This window comes from Haloferax mucosum ATCC BAA-1512 (assembly GCF_000337815.1).
GTDB classification, from domain to species: Archaea; Halobacteriota; Halobacteria; order Halobacteriales; family Haloferacaceae; genus Haloferax; species Haloferax mucosum.
In genome coordinates this window covers 197,804-216,454 of sequence record NZ_AOLN01000013.1, presented here as the reverse complement: position 1 = coordinate 216,454, position 18,651 = coordinate 197,804, and the positions used below count along the sequence as shown (strand labels likewise).

At 64.0% G+C, this 18,651-nt stretch carries 21 protein-coding genes; 13 read left to right on the top strand and 8 right to left on the bottom strand.

The features are described 5' to 3' along the window. Positions 1-7 precede the first annotated feature (7 nt). A complete protein-coding gene (locus tag C440_RS11055) occupies positions 8-1,231 on the top strand; it encodes a lactate racemase domain-containing protein (protein WP_008320569.1) in 1,224 nt (407 codons plus the stop codon). A 43-nt stretch (positions 1,232-1,274) separates the two neighbouring features. Here C440_RS11055 and C440_RS11050 read toward each other — a convergent pair whose 3' ends face one another. The 3 genes from C440_RS11050 to C440_RS11040 form a co-directional block, all read right to left on the bottom strand. Next, positions 1,275-4,028 (bottom strand): ATP-dependent helicase, encoded by a 2,754-nt coding sequence (locus tag C440_RS11050; RefSeq protein ID WP_049915729.1) that lies wholly within the window; start codon positions 4,026-4,028, stop codon positions 1,275-1,277. A 196-nt stretch (positions 4,029-4,224) separates the two neighbouring features. Continuing rightward, on the bottom strand, positions 4,225-5,352 hold the full coding sequence (locus C440_RS11045) for an ABC transporter permease (RefSeq protein WP_008320567.1): 1,128 nt from the start codon (positions 5,350-5,352) through the stop codon (positions 4,225-4,227). After that, positions 5,349-6,353, bottom strand: coding sequence for an ABC transporter permease (locus C440_RS11040; protein WP_008320566.1), 1,005 nt, complete (start codon positions 6,351-6,353; stop codon positions 5,349-5,351). Before C440_RS11040 ends, C440_RS11045 begins: the two co-directional genes overlap by 4 nt. A gap of 79 nt (positions 6,354-6,432) precedes the next feature. Here C440_RS11040 and C440_RS11035 point away from each other — a divergent pair, with 79 nt between their 5' ends. Beyond that, positions 6,433-7,179 carry an MBL fold metallo-hydrolase gene (locus C440_RS11035; protein WP_008320565.1) on the top strand — a complete coding sequence of 249 codons (747 nt, stop codon included), beginning with the start codon at positions 6,433-6,435 and terminating at the stop codon, positions 7,177-7,179. Positions 7,180-7,214: 35 nt separating this feature from the next. Here the strand turns inward: C440_RS11035 and C440_RS11030 are convergent, their stop codons facing one another. The 3 genes from C440_RS11030 to C440_RS11020 form a co-directional block, all read right to left on the bottom strand. Continuing rightward, a complete protein-coding gene (locus C440_RS11030; RefSeq protein ID WP_008320564.1) occupies positions 7,215-7,967 on the bottom strand; it encodes an isopentenyl phosphate kinase in 753 nt (250 codons plus the stop codon). Beyond that, positions 7,964-9,028, bottom strand: a complete 1,065-nt coding sequence (mvk, locus tag C440_RS11025; protein ID WP_008320562.1) for a mevalonate kinase — start codon at positions 9,026-9,028, stop codon at positions 7,964-7,966. Before mvk ends, C440_RS11030 begins: the two co-directional genes overlap by 4 nt. 162 nt (positions 9,029-9,190) lie before the next feature. Next, positions 9,191-9,511: a hypothetical protein gene (locus C440_RS11020; protein ID WP_008320561.1), complete on the bottom strand. Its 321-nt coding sequence runs from the start codon at positions 9,509-9,511 to the stop codon at positions 9,191-9,193. 201 nt (positions 9,512-9,712) lie between these two features. Here C440_RS11020 and C440_RS11015 point away from each other — a divergent pair, with 201 nt between their 5' ends. The 8 genes from C440_RS11015 to C440_RS10980 all read left to right on the top strand — a co-directional run bounded on the left by C440_RS11015 (position 9,713) and on the right by C440_RS10980 (position 15,619). Then, positions 9,713-10,777, top strand: a complete 1,065-nt coding sequence (locus tag C440_RS11015; RefSeq protein ID WP_008320560.1) for a zinc-binding metallopeptidase family protein — start codon at positions 9,713-9,715, stop codon at positions 10,775-10,777. A gap of 99 nt (positions 10,778-10,876) precedes the next feature. Beyond that, positions 10,877-11,353 (top strand): 50S ribosomal protein L11, encoded by a 477-nt coding sequence (locus C440_RS11010; protein ID WP_008320559.1) that lies wholly within the window; start codon positions 10,877-10,879, stop codon positions 11,351-11,353. A gap of 267 nt (positions 11,354-11,620) precedes the next feature. After that, complete coding sequence (locus C440_RS11005) at positions 11,621-12,259, top strand: 50S ribosomal protein L1 (protein WP_008320558.1); 639 nt, start codon at positions 11,621-11,623, stop codon at positions 12,257-12,259. After that, positions 12,256-13,299 (top strand): 50S ribosomal protein L10, encoded by a 1,044-nt coding sequence (locus C440_RS11000; RefSeq protein WP_008320557.1) that lies wholly within the window; start codon positions 12,256-12,258, stop codon positions 13,297-13,299. Before C440_RS11005 ends, C440_RS11000 begins: the two co-directional genes overlap by 4 nt. Positions 13,300-13,323: 24 nt before the next feature. Next, positions 13,324-13,656, top strand: coding sequence for a 50S ribosomal protein P1 (rpl12p, locus tag C440_RS10995; RefSeq protein WP_008320555.1), 333 nt, complete (start codon positions 13,324-13,326; stop codon positions 13,654-13,656). Between the two features lie 174 nt (positions 13,657-13,830). After that, positions 13,831-15,087, top strand: a complete 1,257-nt coding sequence (locus C440_RS10990; RefSeq protein WP_008320554.1) for a tripartite tricarboxylate transporter permease — start codon at positions 13,831-13,833, stop codon at positions 15,085-15,087. Between the two features lie 83 nt (positions 15,088-15,170). After that, positions 15,171-15,350, top strand: a complete 180-nt coding sequence (locus C440_RS10985) for an HVO_2753 family zinc finger protein (protein WP_004042997.1) — start codon at positions 15,171-15,173, stop codon at positions 15,348-15,350. A 2-nt stretch (positions 15,351-15,352) separates the two neighbouring features. After that, the gene (locus C440_RS10980) at positions 15,353-15,619 is read left to right on the top strand and encodes an elongation factor 1-beta (RefSeq protein ID WP_008320553.1); all 267 of its coding nucleotides are present in this window, start codon (positions 15,353-15,355) and stop codon (positions 15,617-15,619) included. A 61-nt stretch (positions 15,620-15,680) separates the two neighbouring features. On the opposite strand, the gene C440_RS10975 is transcribed toward C440_RS10980, so the two are convergent. After that, on the bottom strand, positions 15,681-15,935 hold the full coding sequence (locus C440_RS10975; RefSeq protein WP_008320552.1) for a hypothetical protein: 255 nt from the start codon (positions 15,933-15,935) through the stop codon (positions 15,681-15,683). Positions 15,936-16,069: 134 nt separating this feature from the next. After that, positions 16,070-17,230: a cystathionine gamma-synthase gene (locus C440_RS10970; RefSeq protein ID WP_008320551.1), complete on the bottom strand. Its 1,161-nt coding sequence runs from the start codon at positions 17,228-17,230 to the stop codon at positions 16,070-16,072. Between the two features lie 123 nt (positions 17,231-17,353). Here C440_RS10970 and C440_RS10965 point away from each other — a divergent pair, with 123 nt between their 5' ends. The 3 genes from C440_RS10965 to C440_RS10955 are packed head-to-tail and all read left to right on the top strand — an operon-like array spanning position 17,354 to position 18,645. Then, the gene (locus C440_RS10965; protein ID WP_008320550.1) at positions 17,354-17,644 is read left to right on the top strand and encodes a 50S ribosomal protein L21e; all 291 of its coding nucleotides are present in this window, start codon (positions 17,354-17,356) and stop codon (positions 17,642-17,644) included. A 3-nt stretch (positions 17,645-17,647) separates the two neighbouring features. Further along, positions 17,648-18,004 carry an RNA polymerase Rpb4 family protein gene (locus C440_RS10960; protein ID WP_008320548.1) on the top strand — a complete coding sequence of 119 codons (357 nt, stop codon included), beginning with the start codon at positions 17,648-17,650 and terminating at the stop codon, positions 18,002-18,004. Positions 18,005-18,057: 53 nt separating this feature from the next. Continuing rightward, positions 18,058-18,645, top strand: a complete 588-nt coding sequence (locus tag C440_RS10955) for a DUF655 domain-containing protein (RefSeq protein WP_008320547.1) — start codon at positions 18,058-18,060, stop codon at positions 18,643-18,645. Positions 18,646-18,651 lie beyond the last annotated feature (6 nt).

Genomic DNA, 18,651 nt, shown 5'->3' with positions numbered 1-18,651 from the left:
CGAAGGCATGGACCTTCCACTCGGCGACGGTTCGGTCTCTGTCTCGCTTCCGTCGTGTTCGGTCGATGTGGCGCGCCCGCCGGGTGGCGACGCTATCGACCCTCGACACGCGGCGGCGTCAGCCATGGACAAGCCCCACGGCCCGCCGCTCGCCGGACTCGTCGATTCGACAGACGAGGTGGCAATCGTCGTCACCGACGTCACCCGCGACACCCCCGACGAAGTGCTCTTGGACGTGCTCTTCGACCACTTGCCGGTTCCGCGAGAGACCGTCACAATCGTCGTCGGTCTCGGTCTCCACCGGCCGATGACCGACGCGGAACTCCGTGACGGTCTCGGCGAGTACGCCGACCTCGCGGTGAACCACGAACCCGACAGCGTGGTCTCTCTCGGCGCGGTCGATGGCTGTCCCGTCGCCGTCCACCCCGCCGTCGCCGACGCCGACGTCGTTCTCTCGACCGGGATGGTCGAACCGCACCAGTACGCCGGTTTTTCCGGCGGCGCGAAGACGGTCACCATCGGCGCGGGTTCGGAGTCCATCATCCGCTACACGCACGGTCCCGAGATGCTCTCGCGGGACGGCGTCCGCCTCGGTCGCGTTCGCGGAAATCCGTTCCGTGAAACGCTCGATAGGGCCGGTCTCATTGCCGGTCCCGACTTCTGTCTTAACGTGACCAACGGTCCCGATGGATTCCTCGGTGCGGCCGCCGGTGACCCGACCTCGGTCGTTCGCTCGCTGGCGGCAACCGCCCGCGACGCCCTCTCGGTATCCGTCGAGACCGACTACGACGCGGTCGTCTGCGGGGTCGGCGCGCCGAAGGACGCAAACCTCTATCAGGCGACTCGCGCCGCGACCTACGTCGCGCTCGGCGACCGAAACCCCCTCGAAAACACCGACGCTGACGACGGCGGCCGACTCGTCGTCCCCGCGGCGCTCCCCGAGGGTGCCGGCGACGGGTCCGGCGAGAAGCGCTTTTTCGACGCGTTCTCAACGGCGACTGACGCCAGCTCGCTCTACGAGTCGATGCGAGCGGGCTACGAACCGGGTGCCCAGCGAGCCTTCGTCGTCGCGCGCGTCCTCCGGGACCACGACGTGTACGTGACGAACTCGGCGTCACCCGACGTGGTCGAATCGTGTCTCATGTCTCACCGTGAGTCTCCCGAAGACGCAATCGAACCCGGGGGTCGCGTTCTCGTCGTCCCCGATGCGCTGAGCACGCTGTTGGTCTGAACGCCCGTCATACGCACCGCTCACTTACTGACCCACCCACGCGTTAGCCAACGTCGAGGTCGATGTCGGCGTCGGCGTCGATTTCGTCGCGGACGCGCTCGTGGAACGCTCGCAGTACGGCGCTTTCGTCTTCGGCGAGCACCACGTCGCTCGCCATCAACGTCGCCAAGCCGAAGGCCCGCGGTGTCGGCGTCGAGACGCTGTGTGCGGTGACATCGACTGTCCCGTCTCGGACGGCTTCGAGTACGTCCTCGATAGCCGCGAGACTGAGTTTGTCTTCCAGAATCTCGCGGTAGGTCTCTTCTATCACGGCGAACTCGTCGAGGTCCTGTGCGAACGACAACAGCATCTCCGAGGAGACCTGCTGTTGGGCCGCGGATTTCTCGTAGCCTTTGTAGCGCTTTAGAATCATGAGCGAGCGCGTTGCGTTGATTCGGAAATAGCGTTTCAGGAGGTCGGTTCCGTCGAGGGCCGCACGAAGGTCCGCTTCGACCGTCTCGGGATTCAGGTCGCGGAGGAGTCCCGCGAGGTCCACTTTCCGATTCAGCGGCATCGAGATGGAAAAGCCGTTGTCGGCGACGGCGACCTGTACGTTCGCGTTGGTCCGGCGGGCGGCGTGGTACGCGAGCAGACGCGAGAGACCGTCGTTGAACTGCCTGCCGTAAGTGCAGTGAACGTAGTAATGGCGGCGGTAGGTTTCGCGGTCCAATTCGGTCTCGACGACCAGTCTCGACGGGGTTGCAACGCTTTCGCTCCCGGCGTATTGAACTTGCTCGTCGAACATCCGCGTGACGGCGCGGACGCTGTTTTCGTCGAGCGGGCGGTCTCTGAGCCACGACCGAACCGCGGGCGGGCCGCCGGCGTCGAGTCGTTCGACGAGTTCGGCCTGAAACGCGGCTATCTCGCGGCCGAGGTCGTACGAAAGTGGGAGTCGCTCGGAGAACCACGACGGGACCGTGGGCCGTTTGGCGGTTCGGTCAACGTACACCTTGGACCCACGGCGGTAGCGGTAGGCGAAGTTGTCGCCGCCGAGGACGAACACGTCGCCTTTCTCCAACGTGTCGAGGTAGCTTTCGTCCAGCGTGCCGACCCACTGGTCGCTCCCACGAACCAACACGTCGCAGGTGAACGAGTCGGGGATGGTTCCGATGTTCGTCATGTAGATGACGCGGGCCATCCGACCGCGTTTCCCGACGAGCGGTTCGCCGACCGCGTACTCCTCGTAGTGGTGGTCACCGTCCGGCGGGTCGTTGGTGTCGCGCCAGATTTTCGCGTAGACGTTCTTGTCTTCGAGACCGTCGTAGTCGGCGGTGAGATACCGAAAGAGTCGTTCGAAGTCGTCGTCGGTGAAGTTGCGGTAGGGGTAGGCCCGCGTGAGCGTGTCTCGGACCTCCGACTCGGGGCGAATCGAATTGATTGCCATCCCGTAGACCTGCTGTGCGGCCACGTCGAATGCGTTCTCGGGGATGAACACCCGGTCTACGAACCCCGCTTCGGCCTTCGTCAACATCACCGCGCATTCCACGAGTTCGTCCCTGTCGAGGGCGATGACCCGCCCTTCGACGGTCTGGCCGAGTTGGTGTCCCGCCCGCCCGACTCGCTGGAGAAGCGAGGCGACCGACTTCGGCGACCCGACCTGCACCACGAGGTCGATGTGCGGCATGTCGATACCGAGTTCGAGGCTCGTGGACGTGGTGACGACCTGCAACTCGCCGGCTTTCAGTTTGGACTCGATCTCCTGTCTGCGTTCTTTCGAGAGACTGCCGTGGTGGCATCCCGAGTTGGTCTCGTCGATGTCGGCGTAGGTCTCTCGAAGGTTGTGGAGGACGCGTTCTGCCCCCGAACGTGTGTTCGTGAAGACGAGCGTGTTCGTGTGCGAGGCCACGAGTTCGTGCAAGCGGTCGTAAAACCGCGTCTGCACCTCGGCGCGCGGCGTCCGAATCAGGTCGTCAGTCGGACATTCGAGTTCGATGTCGAAATCGCGGACGAATCGTGTGTCTACGATGTCGTACTCCCGCGGGTCGCCGTCTTCGTAGCCGACGAGGAACTCAGCGACCGTCTCCAGCGGTTCGACGGTGGCCGAACAGCCGATTCGCGTCGGCGACGTGTCGGCGAGGTTCTCCAGTCGTTCGAGGGAGACGGACAGGTGGGTGCCGCGTTTGTTCTCCGCGAGGCTGTGAATCTCGTCTACGACGACGTACTCGACGGTCCGAAGTTTCTCTTTGAACTTCGGCGAATTGAGCAGAATCGCCAGCGTCTCGGGGGTCGTGTTGAGGATGTGCGGCGTCTCCGAGAGCATCTTCTGGCGATCGGCAGACGACGTATCGCCGTGGCGGATGGCGTGTCTGATGTCGATTGTTTCGTCGCGGTCGGCGGCGATATCCGTGATGCCGTCGAGCGGCTCCGTGAGATTTCGATGAATATCGTTTGCGAGCGATTTGAGCGGAGAGACGTACAGACAGTAGACCGAGTTGTCGAGACCGTCGGCGGACTCGCGGTCGCGGCGGAACAACTCGTTGATGATGGCGGTGAAAGACGCGAGCGTCTTGCCCGACCCGGTGGGAGCGCAAATGAGAGCGTTCCGTTCCTCGTGGATGAGTGGAATCGCCCCGCGTTGCGGCGGGGTGAAAAAGCCGCCGTTGCCGGGGACGAACTCGCCGAACTGCCCGACCCACCATTCCTGTACGGCGGGTTCGAGTAGGTCGAGTACGTCCTCGTCGGTGACGGGCACCGTCTCGGCGTCGAAGTCGTAGTCGTCCCCCATCGCGGTGAGGAGGGAACGGCCACGCTGAGTCATTACCACGGGGTTAGCCTGCGCAGGTATGAGGGTTGTGTCGCGGAGCCGTCGTGGTTGTGTCGCGGAGCCGTCGTGGCCGGGTGCGACGAGCCGAGAGGGTAGTGGCGGAGTTGAGGCGGTGTGAGAAGAGAGTGGTGTGGTAGTCGTGTGAGCGTCGGGCCAGCGGTAGTCGTGTGAGCGAAGGCGGTCGGTTTTGTTACTCGCTCGTTCGCGGGTCAACGACGTGACGGAGCGCATCGCCGAGCACGCTGAACGACACGACCGTTACGCAGAGGGCGACGACCGGAACCGCCGAAACCCACCACGCTCGCGGGAACGACGACATGCCGGTCCGAATCGTTCGCCCCCACGACCCGGTCGTGACGACGGTGAGGTCCATGTAGGACAGCGCCGCCTCCACGAGGAGCAACATCGGAATCTGTCGCGTGACCGACGTGGCGATAGCGCCCGAGAGTTTCGGCAGGATATGTCGGCGCAGAATGTGCGGCGTCCCGGCACCCACGACCGTCGCGGCTGTCACGAACTCGCTCGCGCGGAGATGGACCGTCTCGTTACGGACGATTCGTGCGACGCTTCCCCAACTCGTGAGACCGAACACGGCGACGAGTAGGAACTGGCTTTCGCCATAGAGGAAACTCGCAATGAGGTAGATGACGAACGCCGGAAGCGTCTGTTGAACGTCTACGATTCGCATCAGTATCTCGTCGGTCCACCCGCCGCGGTAGCCGGCGACGACGCCGACGAGCGTGGCGATAGGGACGATGAGGGCGGCGACGATAGTGGCGAACGTGAGCGCCTCGCGCATCCCGTAAAGCACGAGCGTCAGCACGTCGCGGCCGATACTGGTGGTGCCGAGCGGGTGTTCCCACGTTCCGGAACAACGACCGTTTGCGACCGTGCCGAGACAGTCGTTCGAGAGCGTCGCTTCGGCGGAGGCGAAGACGGGTGCTTGGTGCGTCGCGGCGAGGTCGTACGAGAGGTCGATAAACAGCGGGGCGACGAGACCGACGACGACGAACCCTCCCACCCACAGGAGACTGAACAGTACGAGCGGTCGTCGAACTGCGTACTCCCACACCGGCTGTGCCCGCTCCGGATTAGAAACCAGCGGGGCGACGCCGTAGACCGCAAACAGGAACAACGCGGGGACGAAAAGCAGGTCGATTCTGCGAAGCCCATCGAGATACGGAAGCGAACTCACGGACGACGAGTACCACACCAGTACCGCAAACGTTGCGAGTCCCGCGATGGAGACAAGCGGCTTGCGGTCGAGTCGGTCCCCGGTGTCGGACCCCGTCTGAACCTCGGTGACTGTGTCGGTCATGCCGACCCTCCGTCGTCACCGATTCGGGGGTCGAGAGCCGCGTTTGCGACCTCCTGGAAGAAGTTTACACCGATACCGGTGAGCGCGACGACCATCGTCATTCCCAACACGACCGGCATGTCGCGGTCGAGGATGGCCTCGTAGGTGAGAAAGCCGATACCGGGGATGTTGAAGACGAACTCGATGACGAACACGTTGACGACGAGGATGGCGATGAGGTCGGCGAGAGACACCGCAAGGAGAGGGACGGCGGCGACACGAAGGACGTACCACATGACGCGAAGGCGACTCACGCCGATTGCTCGGTGTTGCCGCACGAAATCAGAGAGCGCGTACTCGCGGCCCTTCGTCCGGGCGTATCTGAGTTGTCCGGCGAAGACGTTCGCACCGACGATGAGCGCCGGCGGGACGAGAAACAGCGCGCCGGCGAGAGAAAACGGCGCGTCGGCGGGCAGTCGGTCGGGGAACCACGAGATAGTCGGCGCGATGGCGACCAAGAACACGGCCGCAATCCAGAAACTCGGGACGCCGAAGGCGACGTACGAAACGAGCGAGAGTCCGCGTCGAGACCGTGAATCACTGTCCAACGCACCTTTCAGCCCGGCCCAGATACCGCCGAGCGTTCCGAGGACGACGCCGGGGACGACGTACGAAAGCGTGTAGGTCAGGCCGCCGCCCACCATCGACAACACGGGTCGTCCGGTTGCGAACGACCGGCCCCAATCGAGGACCGTAATATCGACCAGCCACCGGATATACCGGGTGGTCACCGGTTGGTCGAGGTTTCGGGCCGCGCGGTACGCCTGTAGTTTCGCTTCGATTTTGTCCGCCTGTCCCTGCCGGGCGAGATTGTGCGCGAGAAACGCCTCGCCGGGGTCGGGTGTGAGAGCGACGATAGCAAACGCGAGCGTTACGACTGCGTAGACACCGAGGACGGCGAAGATGCCGTGTGAGAAGAATGTTCGAATGCGGGACACAATAACATTCACAGTAAGAAACATGTATGTTATGAATATTACTATCCGCCGGGCGCGACGAGCGAACACAAGGACTAACGGCTGAGGCGTGGTATCAGCGCGTATGCGCGTCACATTCCTCGGGACCGGGAGCGCGATGCCCGTTACCGGCCGTGCGCAGACCGGACTCCTCCTCGAATCGGACACGAACGCGCTTCTCATCGACTGCGGGTCGGGCGTTCTCTCTCGACTTGCCGAGACCGAAGTCGGCTACGAAGGTGTCTCGTCGGTGCTTCTCACGCATCTCCACCTCGACCACGTGTCGGACCTCATGCCGCTCATCAAGGCCCGGTGGCTCGCCGGGAAGGACCGACTCGAAATCGTCGGTCCCGAGGGAACGGCGGCGCTCGTCGACGGTCTCTTCGACGTTCACGACTACCTCGAAGACCGACTGGAGATTCAGGTCCGCGAGGTCGGTCCCCACGAGTTCGGCATCGCCGGATTCGACGTTCTCGGCTACGAAGTCCGTCACTCGATGCCGACGCTCGCCTACCGTTTCACCAACGACCAAGGAGAGAACGACTTCGTCTTCTCCGGCGATACCGAGGCGTTCGCGGGTCTCACGGAGTTCGCCGACGGCGCGTCCGTTCTCGTCCACGACTGCTCGTTCCCCGACGACGTGGACGTCTCGAACCACCCGACGCCGTCCAAAGTAGGCGACACACTCACCGGCCGCGACATCGACAGGGTCGTCCTCACGCACCTGTATCCGCACGCCGACCGGGTGACAGACGACCTCGAAGCGCGGGTCAAAGACCATTTCGACGGCGAGGTACAGGTCGCAGAAGACGGCTTAGTCATCGAGTTCTGAACGGTGGACCCGGCGGTCTCCCGCAAATCGACAGCCTATGCCGAATCGCCGCGAATCACTGTTCCCGGTGACTCGCCCGCGACGAACGCGGAGAGACCGTCCGGACCGAACACGTGAGCGGGCGCGCCGAGCGCGAGTAATTTCCGTACTTTGGCCGCCATGCCGCCGGTTACGTCGGTCGAGTCCGACCCGCCGAGTGCGTCTGCCGCGTCCGAAAACGCCGTAATCTCCGGAATCACGTCACCGTCGGTGTCGAGGACCCCGGGGACGGTCGAACAGAGACCGACGCGGTCGGCGTCGAGTCCGGCGGCCAGCGAGACGACGAGGTCGTCGCCGCTGACGATGGTTGCACCCTCCTTCGCGTGTGCGATGACATCCCCGTGGAGAACCGGGACGAATCCTTCGTCGAGCATCGTCTCGGTCGCGGCGAGCGGAAGCGACAGCGAGCCGTCACTCGCGCGCGCACCGGCCGAAAGCGGATGGACTGGCAGGGCAGACACGCCCCGTTCCGCGAGCGCGTCGAGAACGACGTCGTTCAGGCGCTTCATCGCGTCGTGAATTGCGCGGATGCCGGTTGCGTCGTGTGTGCCGGCGTCCGAAGAGACGCCGTGTTTGGCGGCGTAATGGTGGCCGAAGCTTCCGGCGCCGTGGACGACGACGACTCGTCCCGACTCGTCGAGCGTCGAAACGGCGTCTGCGGCGGCGTCGAGACCGGCCACATCGACCGTTTCGGCTTCGTCTTTGTCGGTAACGACGCTCCCGCCGAGCTTGAGGACGACGAGACTCACGCCGACTCCTCCCGCGTGGATTCAGCGGTCGAATCCGACTCCGGCGGTTCTTCGAGGCGGACGCCTTCGGTCGCCAGTTCGGCCCGGAACGCGTCTTCGCACCCCGGTGTGAACTGCAGTCCGGTCTGTGTCTCCGGCGTCGGGTCGAGCGCGACGATACAGCCGCCGCCGCCCGCGCCGGTGAGTTTCGCGCCGTAGGAGCCGGCCTCGCGGGCCGCCCAGACCATCGAGTCGAGCGAGCGGGAGGAGACGCCGAGGGCTTCCAGCAGGCCGTGGTTGAAGTTCATGAACCGGCCGAGTTCAGAGAGGAGTTCCTCGGGCGGTTCGTCGGCGTCGGGGTCCGCCTCGGCGAGGAGGGTTTCGCCCCGGCGGACGATGTCGCCGATGGTCGAGACGGTGTCGGCGGCAAAATCGTACTCCTCGCGGAGCGAGCGGACGCCGGCGACGAGTGCGCCGGTGTCGCCCGCGCCGCCATCGAAGCCGATGACGAACGGAAGCGGCGGCGCGTCGATGGTCCGGCAGTCGTCTCCTTCGACGCGGACGGCCCCGCCCATCGCGGAGCAGAAGGTGTCGGCGCGGGAGGCTTGCCCGTCTTGGACCTCGTGTTCGGCGCGGTAGGCGCGCTCGGCGATTTCGCGGGGCGAGAGTTCGACGCCGAGTTCGCGCGTCGCGGCGTCGATGCCGGCGACGACGACGGCCGCCGAAGAGCCGAGGCCGGCCCCGAGTGGAATGTCGCTTTCGACGGTGATGTCGAAGCCGGCGTCGGGAGCGTCGGCGGCGTCGCGGGCCTGTGCGACGGCCGCGTCGATGTACCCCATCGCGGCCTCGACGAGCGGTGCGGGCACGTCTACGTCCGGGTGGTCACCGGTCGAACCGCGGTACTCGACGGTGAAGCCGTTGAGACTCAGGTCTTCGGCACGGACGCGAACGTGGTCGTCGTCGCGGGCGGTGACAGAGACGGTCGCCCGTCGCTCGACGGCACACGGCACCGCCGGTTCGCCGTAGACGACTGCGTGCTCCCCAAATAGGTACACCTTGCCGGGAGCGCTCGAAACGGTCATGCTCCGGGCTTTCCGCGGGATTCGCTTAAGCGTATCCGACCGACGTCGTCACTGGCAGGCCGAGTGTCGTCCGGGTAGAAAAAACGGTCGAGATTCACGACGGTCGGGAGAAAAGCCCCGTCGGCTCCCGCGATGGACGCCGGTCTGTCGCGTCTGGCCGTGTTAGGCGTCTATCTCGACTTCCTCGTGGTCGTCGAGGTCGGCCAAGTCGTCGAGTTCGGCGTCGCCGCGGAGGAAGCGAACCGCCGCGGCGATGCCGACGAGCAAGACGAGACCGAACAGGAGCGCCATCGCACCACTGCCACCCGAGTCGCTTTCGTCGTCGAGTTCGTGGCGTTCGTCGGCTTCGTATTCGTGTTCGGGTTCGAGTTCGACGTCCTCGCCGGTCGTCTCGCTGTCCGTGTTGAAAAACGGGGCGCGGTTGCTGGGACTGAACTCGAAGCCGTCGTGCAGGTGTACCTCGAAGAGAGTGAAGTTGGCCATGTACTACTGTACGCCCAGAAAACGGATAGTCGTTGCGGCGGCGACCGGGATGAACTCTCCGGGGATTGGACTCTGTGGAGTGGAGTCGTCCTGAGTTGGAACGACGTGAGTCGGCGTCGCCGCAAGACGGCGCTCGACTGCGCCACCGCCCACGGCGACGGATTCGTTGTGTTCTTTACCGGTCCCAAACGAACGAACGATATGGACGACGACCGACGCGCATTCCTCGACGACCTGCTTACCACACCGAGTCCGTCCGGCTACGAAACCGACGGACAGCGCGTGTGGGTGGAGTACGTCTCTCAGTTCGCAGACGACGTGACAGTTGACGCGTACGGCAACGCCGTCGCGGTCCACGAAGGTTCCGGCAACGGTCCTGAAATCGCCTTCACCGGCCACGCCGACCAAATCGGCTACATCGTCCGCGACATCGACGACGACGGATTCATCCGAATCGGTCCCATCGGCGGCGCGGACCGAACCGTCTCGAAAGGCCAGCACGTGACGGTCCACGGCGACGACGGAGACGTTCACGGCGTCATCGGGCAGACGGCGATTCACCTCCGCGACGTGGGAAGCGAAGAGTACGACGACCTCGAAGAGCAGTTCGTCGATATCGGCGCGACGAACAACGGCGAGGCGACCGACCTCGTCGAAGTCGGCGACCCCGTCACGGTCGAAGCGCGCGTCCGCGACCTCGCGGGTGACCGCGTCGCGGCCAACGGAATGGACAACCGCGTCGGCACGTGGTCGGCCGCCGAAGGCCTTCGCGCCGCCGTCGAAAACGACGTTGACGCGACGGTCTACGCCGTCAGCACTGTCCAAGAGGAGGTCGGCGTGCAGGGCGCGAAGATGGTCGGCTACGACCTCGACCCCGACGCGATGGTCGCGGTGGACGTGACGCACGCGACCGACAACCCCGACGTCCCCGGCAAGCAGAAAGGTCCCGTCGAACTCGGCGAGGGACCGGTCGTCTCCCGCGGGAGCGCGAACCACCCGAGCGTCGTCTCGCTTGCCCGCGACGCCGCCGCGGAAGCCGACATCGATGTACAACTACAGGCCGCCGGTATCCGTACGGGAACGGACGCAGACGCCTTCTACACGAGTCGCTCCGGCATCCCATCGCTCAACATCGGCATCCCGAACCGCTACATGCACACGCCGGTCGAAGTCATCTCGACGACCGACCTCGACGACGTGGCCGCGCTTCTCGGGTCGATGGCGGCGCTCGCTGGCAACGTCGATTCGTTCGGCGTCGAACTCTAACACGGCAGAACGGAGCAACAATCGACCCTGTGCGTAGTTGTCGCACACGACTCCGGGCGAAAGAAAACCGTTAAAAGTCGCCACACGGTGTTTCCACGTATGGCTGGAACTATCGAAGTACTCGTTCCCGGCGGGAAGGCGAACCCCGGTCCGCCGCTCGGCCCGGAACTCGGCCCGACCCCTGTTGACGTGCAGGCTGTCGTTAGCGAAATCAACGACCAGACCGACGCGTTCGACGGCATGGAAGTGCCGGTCACCGTCGAGTACGATGACGACGGCTCGTTCAGCATCGAAGTCGGTGTCCCACCGACGGCCGCCCTCATCAAGGACGAGGTTGGATTCGAGACCGGAAGCGGCGAACCCCAGGAGAACTTCGTCGCCGACATGTCCATCGAACAGCTGAAGAAGGTCGCCGAGCAGAAGTCCTCTGACCTGCTCGCGTACGACCTCAAGAACGCCTCGAAGGAAGTCGCAGGGACGTGTGCGTCGCTCGGTGTCACCATCGAAGGCGAGGACGCTCGCACGTTCAAGGAGCGTATCGACGGCGGCGACTTCGACGACCAGTTCGACGAGTAATCGTCCCGTCGGGTCGAACCGCCCTTTCCGTCGGGCCGAGTCGGCTCGGCCCACTTTCTTCTCTCCACGACGCGAATCCAGAACACCGGTTCGTGTGTCTGCAGTCCATCATGTGTGGCTGTGGCACGCGAAACCCCCGAATTCGGGCGTTTCGGCTCCCGTTCTTCGACGGACTTAAGTTGAGCCTACTCGTCCTGCCGGACGAGGCAGGCAGTAGCCTGTTTCACTGACCCGTAGGAGCAATCCTGCGTACTACGGAGGTGAATAATGGCAGACACAATAGTTGACGCAGTCTCTCGCGCACTCGACGAGGCACCCGGGCGGAACTTCCGCGAAACGGTTGACCTCGCCGTGAACTTGCGCGACTTAGATCTTAACGACCCGTCGAAGCGTGTTGACGAGAGTATCGTACTCCCGTCTGGCACCGGTCAGGACACCCAGATTGTGGTGTTCGCAACCGGTGAGACCGCGCTCCGCGCAGAGGATGTCGCCGACGAAGTTCTTGGGCCAGATGAGCTCGAAGACTTCGGTGACGACACCGATGCGGCGAAAGACCTTGCCGACGAGACCGACTTCTTCGTTGCCGAGGCGGCACTGATGCAGGACATCGGTCGCTACCTTGGTACCGTTCTCGGTCCCCGCGGTAAGATGCCGACCCCGCTTCAGCCCGACGACGACGTTGTCGAGACGGTTGAACGGATGAAAAACACGGTACAGCTCCGCTCCCGCGACCGCCGCACGTTCCACACGCGCGTCGGTGCGGACGACATGTCTTCTGACGAGATCGCGGAGAATATCGACGTTATCGTCCGTCGTCTCGAAGCGACGCTCGAAAAGGGCCCCCTCAACATCGACTCTATCTTCGTGAAAACGACGATGGGTCCGTCCGTGGAGGTGCCCGCATGAGCGAATCTGGGTCTCGGAAGACCGAGGTCATTCCGCAGTGGAAACGTGACGAAGTGGATGAACTCGTCGAGTTCATCGACAGCTACGAGTCCGTCGGCGTCGTCGGCGTCGCCGGTATCCCGAGCCGCCAGCTTCAGGCCATGCGCCGCGAGCTTCACGGTTCGGCCGCGGTCCGTATGAGCCGTAACACGCTCGTCAACCGCGCGCTCGACGAAGTCAACGACGGCTTCGAGGAACTCAAAGAGTACATCGCCGGACAGGTCGCCCTCATCGGCACGAACGACAACCCGTTCGCCCTGTACAAGGAGCTGGAGGCGTCGAAGACGCCCGCTCCCATCAACGCTGGCGAAGTTGCCCCGAACGACATCGTCATCCCCGAGGGTGACACGGGCGTAGACCCGGGTCCGTTCGTCGGCGAACTCCAGCAGGTCGGTGCGTCCGCTCGCATTATGGACGGCTCGATCAAGGTGACCGAAGACTCCCACGTCCTCTCGACGGGCGAGGAAGTCTCCGAGGAACTCGCCAACGTCCTGGCCGAACTCGGTATCGAACCCAAGGAGGTCGGTCTCGACCTTCGTGGCGTCTTCTCCGAAGGCGTCCTGTTCGAACCCGACGAACTCGCCATCGACGTGGACGAGTACCGCGCCGACATCCAGTCGGCCGTCGCCGCCGCGACCAACCTCTCGGTCAACGCGGTCTACCCGACCGCCCAGACCGCGCCGACGCTCATTGCGAAGGCGACGAGCGAGGCCAAATCCGTCGGTCTCTTCGCCAACATCGAAAGCCCGGACTTCATGCCGGAGCTTATCACGAAGGCAGACGCCCAGCTTCGGGCGCTCGCCGCGAAGATCGACGACGAGGAGGCGCTCCCCGAGGAACTCCGCGGTGTCTCTGCGCCTAGCGCGGCCGCCGCGGACGAAGACGAATCGACTGACGAAGAAACAGCGGACGCCGACGAGGCAGACGCCGACGACGCCGCCGACACCGACGACGAAGGTGACGACGAAGACGCCGGCGACGCCCTTGGCTCCCTGTTCTAACAACACACAACGAGGAATACAACAATGGAATACGTCTACGCTGCTCTCATCCTGAACGAGACGGACGAAGAGGTCAACGAAGAGAACATCACCGCAGTCCTCGAGGCTGCCGGTGTCGATGTCGAAGAGTCCCGCGTCAAGGCGCTCGTCGCCGCGCTCGAGGACGTTGACATCGAAGAGGCCATCGAGACGGCCGCCGCTGCCCCCGCACCCGCCGCGGGCGGCGCTGCTGCTGGCGAAGTCGAGACGGCTGACGATGACGACGAAGCGGACGCCGCCGAAGAAGCCGCTGAAGAAGACGACGACGACGAGGACGAAGAGGCCGACGGTGAAGGTCTCGGCGCCCTCTTCGGCTAACTCCCGCGAGATAGACGCCGCACACGCGGCGACACTCGCTCGATAACTCCGATTTTCTTTCGACGCAACGCTGTGAGCGACGGCACTCGTTGAGGTTTTGCGCTTCGTGTCACACGAACCGTCGCGTAGCCATAGCCGTAGCTTCATACCCCAAGCCGGGCCCACCTCGGAGCGATGTCGCCCACCGGAACGGTTGGACCCGTCACACTCAGCGGACTCGACTCGACGGTCGCCGTCTTCCTCGGCGTCGCAGTCGGCGTCTGTCTCGGGACGTGTTCGGGACTCGTGCCGGGGCTTCACGCGAACGCCTTCGCGCTCCTCCTTGCGAGCGTCGCAACTGACGTTCCCGCACCGCCGGTCGCGGTTGCCGCCGCCGTCCTCGCGGCATCGACGGTGCACACGTTTCTCGATGTCGTCCCCGCCCTGGCGCTCGGCGTCCCCGATGCGGCGCTCGCACCGGGCGCGCTTCCGGCCCACAAACTCGTCCTCGGTGGGCGCGGCCGCGAGGCGCTTCGGCTGTCCGCACTCGGGAGCGGGGCCGCGCTTTGCATCGCGGTCCCCGTGGCCGTTCCCGTAACTGAACTGTTGGTCTACGGCTACCCGGTGATTCGAAATCACTTGTGGGTCGTCCTCGTCGGCGTCGCGGTCGCGCTCGTCTGGACCGAACCGACGCTCCGGGCGAAACTCACCGCCGGCGTGACAATCGCCGCGGCGACGGGCCTCGGACTCGCCGTTCTCGACCGGTCGTTCGGTGGGCCGCTCCCCGTCGGCGGTGTTCTCGCGCCGCTCTTGGCCGGTCTATTCGGCGTGCCTGTCTTACTCTCGGCGCGTCACGGGTCAGGCGTTCCGCCGCAGGGCGATACGACCCTCGCCACGTCGCCCGGTGCCGTCGCACAGAGCGTCCTCGCGGGGACGGGCGGCGGCGCGTTCGTCGGCTACTTGCCGGGCGTCTCGTCTGGCGTCGCGGGAACGCTCGCGCTCGCAGTGCTTCCGGGACGCGACCCCGACGAATCTGCGCGGGCCTACGTCACGGCGACGAGCGCCGCGACGACCGCGACGACGGTCTTCGCGCTGTTCGCACTGGCCGGATTGGGAACGCCGCGAACGGGTGCACTCGTCGCGCTGTCGGCGGCCGACCTCCCGACGGGACTCGGCATCGCGGTTCCGACGACGATTTTCGCCGGTGTCTGTGGTGCGGCGTTGGTTCCGGTACTCGGTGACCGAGCGCTGTCGGTCGCTGGCCGACTCGACCAGCGCCGACTCGTCGCGGTCGTCTGTCTCTTTCTCGTCGTTCTCTCGTGGGCGTTCGCGGGCACTGGCGGCGTCGTCGTCCTCGTTGCCGCCGCGGTCGTCGGCCATCTGCCGGTAAAACTCGGCTGTCGGCGCGTGCACCTGATGTGCGTCCTCATGGGACCGCTCGCACTCGGATGAGCCGTGTACCCCCGGCACACGGATACCCCTCGGAAGAACCCGGAAAGACAACGGTTAAAAGTCGTGCGCCGGTTTGTGAGCGTATGAGCGAGTCCGAACAGCGACACGCGCACCAGTGTGTGTCCTGCGGCATCAACATCGCTGGCATGAGCGCCGCGACGTTCAAGTGCCCCGACTGTGGTCAGGAGATTTCGCGTTGTTCCAAGTGCCGGAAGCAGAGCAACCTCTACGAGTGCCCCGACTGCGGATTCATGGGTCCATAATCATGGGAAAAGTAGCCGCTAAAATCAAGGTCATGCCGAACAGCCCCGAACTGGACCTCGACGACCTCGAGGACCTGCTCGAAGACTCCCTCCCCGAGGGTGCAAAAATCAAGGGCTTCGAGCGCGACGACGTCGCGTTCGGTCTCGTCGCCCTCCTGCCGACGGTCATCGTCCCCGACGACGCCGGTGGCACCGAGGCTGTCGAGGAAGCGTTCATCGAAGTCGAAGGCGTCGAAAGCGTCTCCGTCGAGAACGTCGGCCGTATCTGAACTGACGACCGACTTTTCTCTCACACTCGCCCCGACGAGCGACAGCGCTCGGGTCCGACAATCAGCGGTATTCCATCAACACGACGCCGAGGACGACACCGACGGTCATCCCGAACATCACGCCGAGCGACAGCGAGTTCGTGAGGACACCGAGAATCCCGCCGATGAGGAACCCGGCACTGAGTCCGATACCGAACTGCTCTGCGCTGTGGCTCGACCCTTCGTGGTCGTCGGAATCGACCATCTCGCGTTCTACCACGTCGGGTTGTGGTTGCTGGAACGACTCTGCGCTCAGCGAGACCGATTTTTGAGACATATATAATTATTCTTCGGCATAGTCAATAACCCTTCCCCGCGTTCCCACGTGACGGCAACAACCGGTATCGGGGTGGAAAAATGCGCTTTGAATACTCTTTTCTCCGTCTGAGACCGCAAAACGACGGTCGGACGTTAGAACGCGGCGTCGAACGCCTGTTCGAGGTCCGCTTTCATGTCGTCGATGTGTTCGATACCGATAGAGACGCGAATGAGACCGTCGGTAAGACCGGCTTCGAGGCGCTCTTCGCGGGGGATGGCCGCGTGGGTCATCGCCGCGGGCTGTTCGATGAGGCTCTCGACGCCGCCGAGACTCTCGGCGAGGGTGAACACGTCGGTCTCCTCGACGACGGTCGATGCCTGTTCGAGTGTGCCGTCGAGTTCGAACGAGAGCATGCCGCCGAAGTCGTCCATCTGCTCCGCCGCGAGTTCGTGTTGCGGGTGTGAGTCGAGTCCGGGATAGTGGACGGTCTCGACCGCGTCGTGGTCGTCGAGCCACGCCGCGAGTTCGCGGGCGTTGTCGCAGTGACGGTCCATACGGACGGGAAGCGTCTTGGTCCCGCGGAGGACGAGGAAGCAATCGAACGGCGACGGCGTCGCACCGACGGAGTTTTGGTAGAAGGCGATTTCCTCGTCGAGTTCCTCGTCGTCCGTGATGAGCGCGCCGCCGACGATGTCGGAGTGGCCGCCGAGGTATTTCGTCAGGGAGTGCGAGACGATGTCCGCACCGAGGTCGAGCGGGCGTTGGAGGTACGGCGTTGCGAAGGTGTTGTCTACGGCACAGAGCGCATCGACCTCGTGGGCGATGTCGGCCAGCGCTTCGATGTCGTTGACGCGCATGAGCGGGTTCGTCGGCGTTTCGACCCACACGAGCGCCGTCTCGTCGCGGACGGCTTCGCGGACCGCATCGTGGTCTGTGGTCTCGACGAAGTCGAATTCGAGGTCGTACTTCTCGTAGACCTGCGTGAAGATGCGATGGGTGCCGCCGTAGACGTCGTTGCCGGCGACGACGTGGTCTCCCGCTTCGAGTAGGTTGAGAACGGTGTTTATCGCACCCATCCCCGAGGAGAACGCACGGCCGTACGAGCCGTTTTCGAGCGCCGCCAGATTCGATTCGAGGTCAGTTCGCGTCGGGTTTCCCGTCCGGGAGTACTCGTAGCCGCGGTGGTCACCGGGACCGTCCTGTGCGTACGTGGAGTTCGCGTAGATGGGCGTCATGAGCGCTCCCGTCTCTTCGTCGGGTTCCTGACCGGCGTGGATGGCGCGCGTCTCGATGCGTCGCTCGTCTTCAGACATACGAAAACCCCCGCACCCGCTCGGGTTAAGTCCGTCCCTCCCGCGCGACCACGCGGGGGTGCCACACGCGCGGTCCGTAACGTGCAATTTATAATGACGACGCAAGTATTCGTTCTCACGACTATGCCGAGCTCCAACGGTCCGATGAAGGGGACGCGAGGAAAGCTCTCGAACAAGCCGCGTGAGCGCGGTACTTCGCCGCCGCAGCGCGCGATTGCGGAATTCGAGGAGGGCCAGAAGGTCCACCTCAACATCGACCCGAGCGTTCGTAAAGGTCGCTTCCACCCGCGTTTCAACGGTCTCACCGGTGAGGTCGTCGGAAAGCAGGGTCGCGCGTTCAAGGTCCAAATCACCGACGGCGGCAAAGAAAAGACGGTAATCGTCCGCCCCGCTCACCTGCGCGCCCAGCAGTAAGCGATGACCATATTCAAAGAAAAAATCGGCGAGGAGTACCTGACGACCTCCGAGGTCAAGGAACTCCTCGCCGAAGTTGAGGCCGAGCGCGCCGCCGACGAAGAGCGCGAGATGCGCTACGAACTGGCGCGTGCTATCGAACACGTCAACCGGTTCGCCCACCTCGACCCCGAGGAATCGCGTGAACTCGTCGAGGAGCTCGCCGAGCTCGAAAAGGTAGACGGCCCGACCGCGATCAAAATCGCGGACCTCCTCCCGCAGTCACGTGACGAACTGCGTGCGGTCTTCGCCCAACAGCGTTACGCACTCTCCGGCGACGAGCTCGACGAAATTCTCAACGTCGTCGCAAAGTACGTCTGACCGCGCGACGGCGCGGCCAACTATTTAAATATCGGCTCGCCGTAACTACTGGCATGACACGTTCGGAGAGCGGTGACGCCGACGCCACGGCCGAGTACGCTATCGTACTCGACGTACTCCGCCACGGGCGTCAAGGAGACAATCGACGGTTCGACGCCGAACCGATTGCGTACGCACTCGGCGAGTCGAACTTCCGTCTCCTCGAGTTGACCCTTGTAGAAGATGCCGACGTGAGTATCGGCGACAGCGTTGTCGTGTCGCCGACAGCCGACCGCAACGTGGTCGAATCGGTCGTAGAGGTTTCCTACGGTGACCTCTCGAACACCGCGACCGCGGAGGTCGAGTACGTCGTTTCCGACATCATCGACGCCGACGAACAGCGGTTCGTCGATTTCTACAACGACGCACAACCCATCACCTTGCGGCTCCACCAACTCAATTTGCTTCCGGGAATCGGGAAGAAACTCCGGGACAAAATCCTCGAAGAGCGAAAACGGCGCGGGCCGTTCGAATCGTTCGAGGACCTCGAAGAGCGCGTTTCGGGACTCCATCACCCGAAAGACGTGATCGCCGAGCGCATCATGGACGAACTGCAAGACAACGACGTGAAGTACAAGACGTTCGTTAGAATCGACGGATAAGCGGAA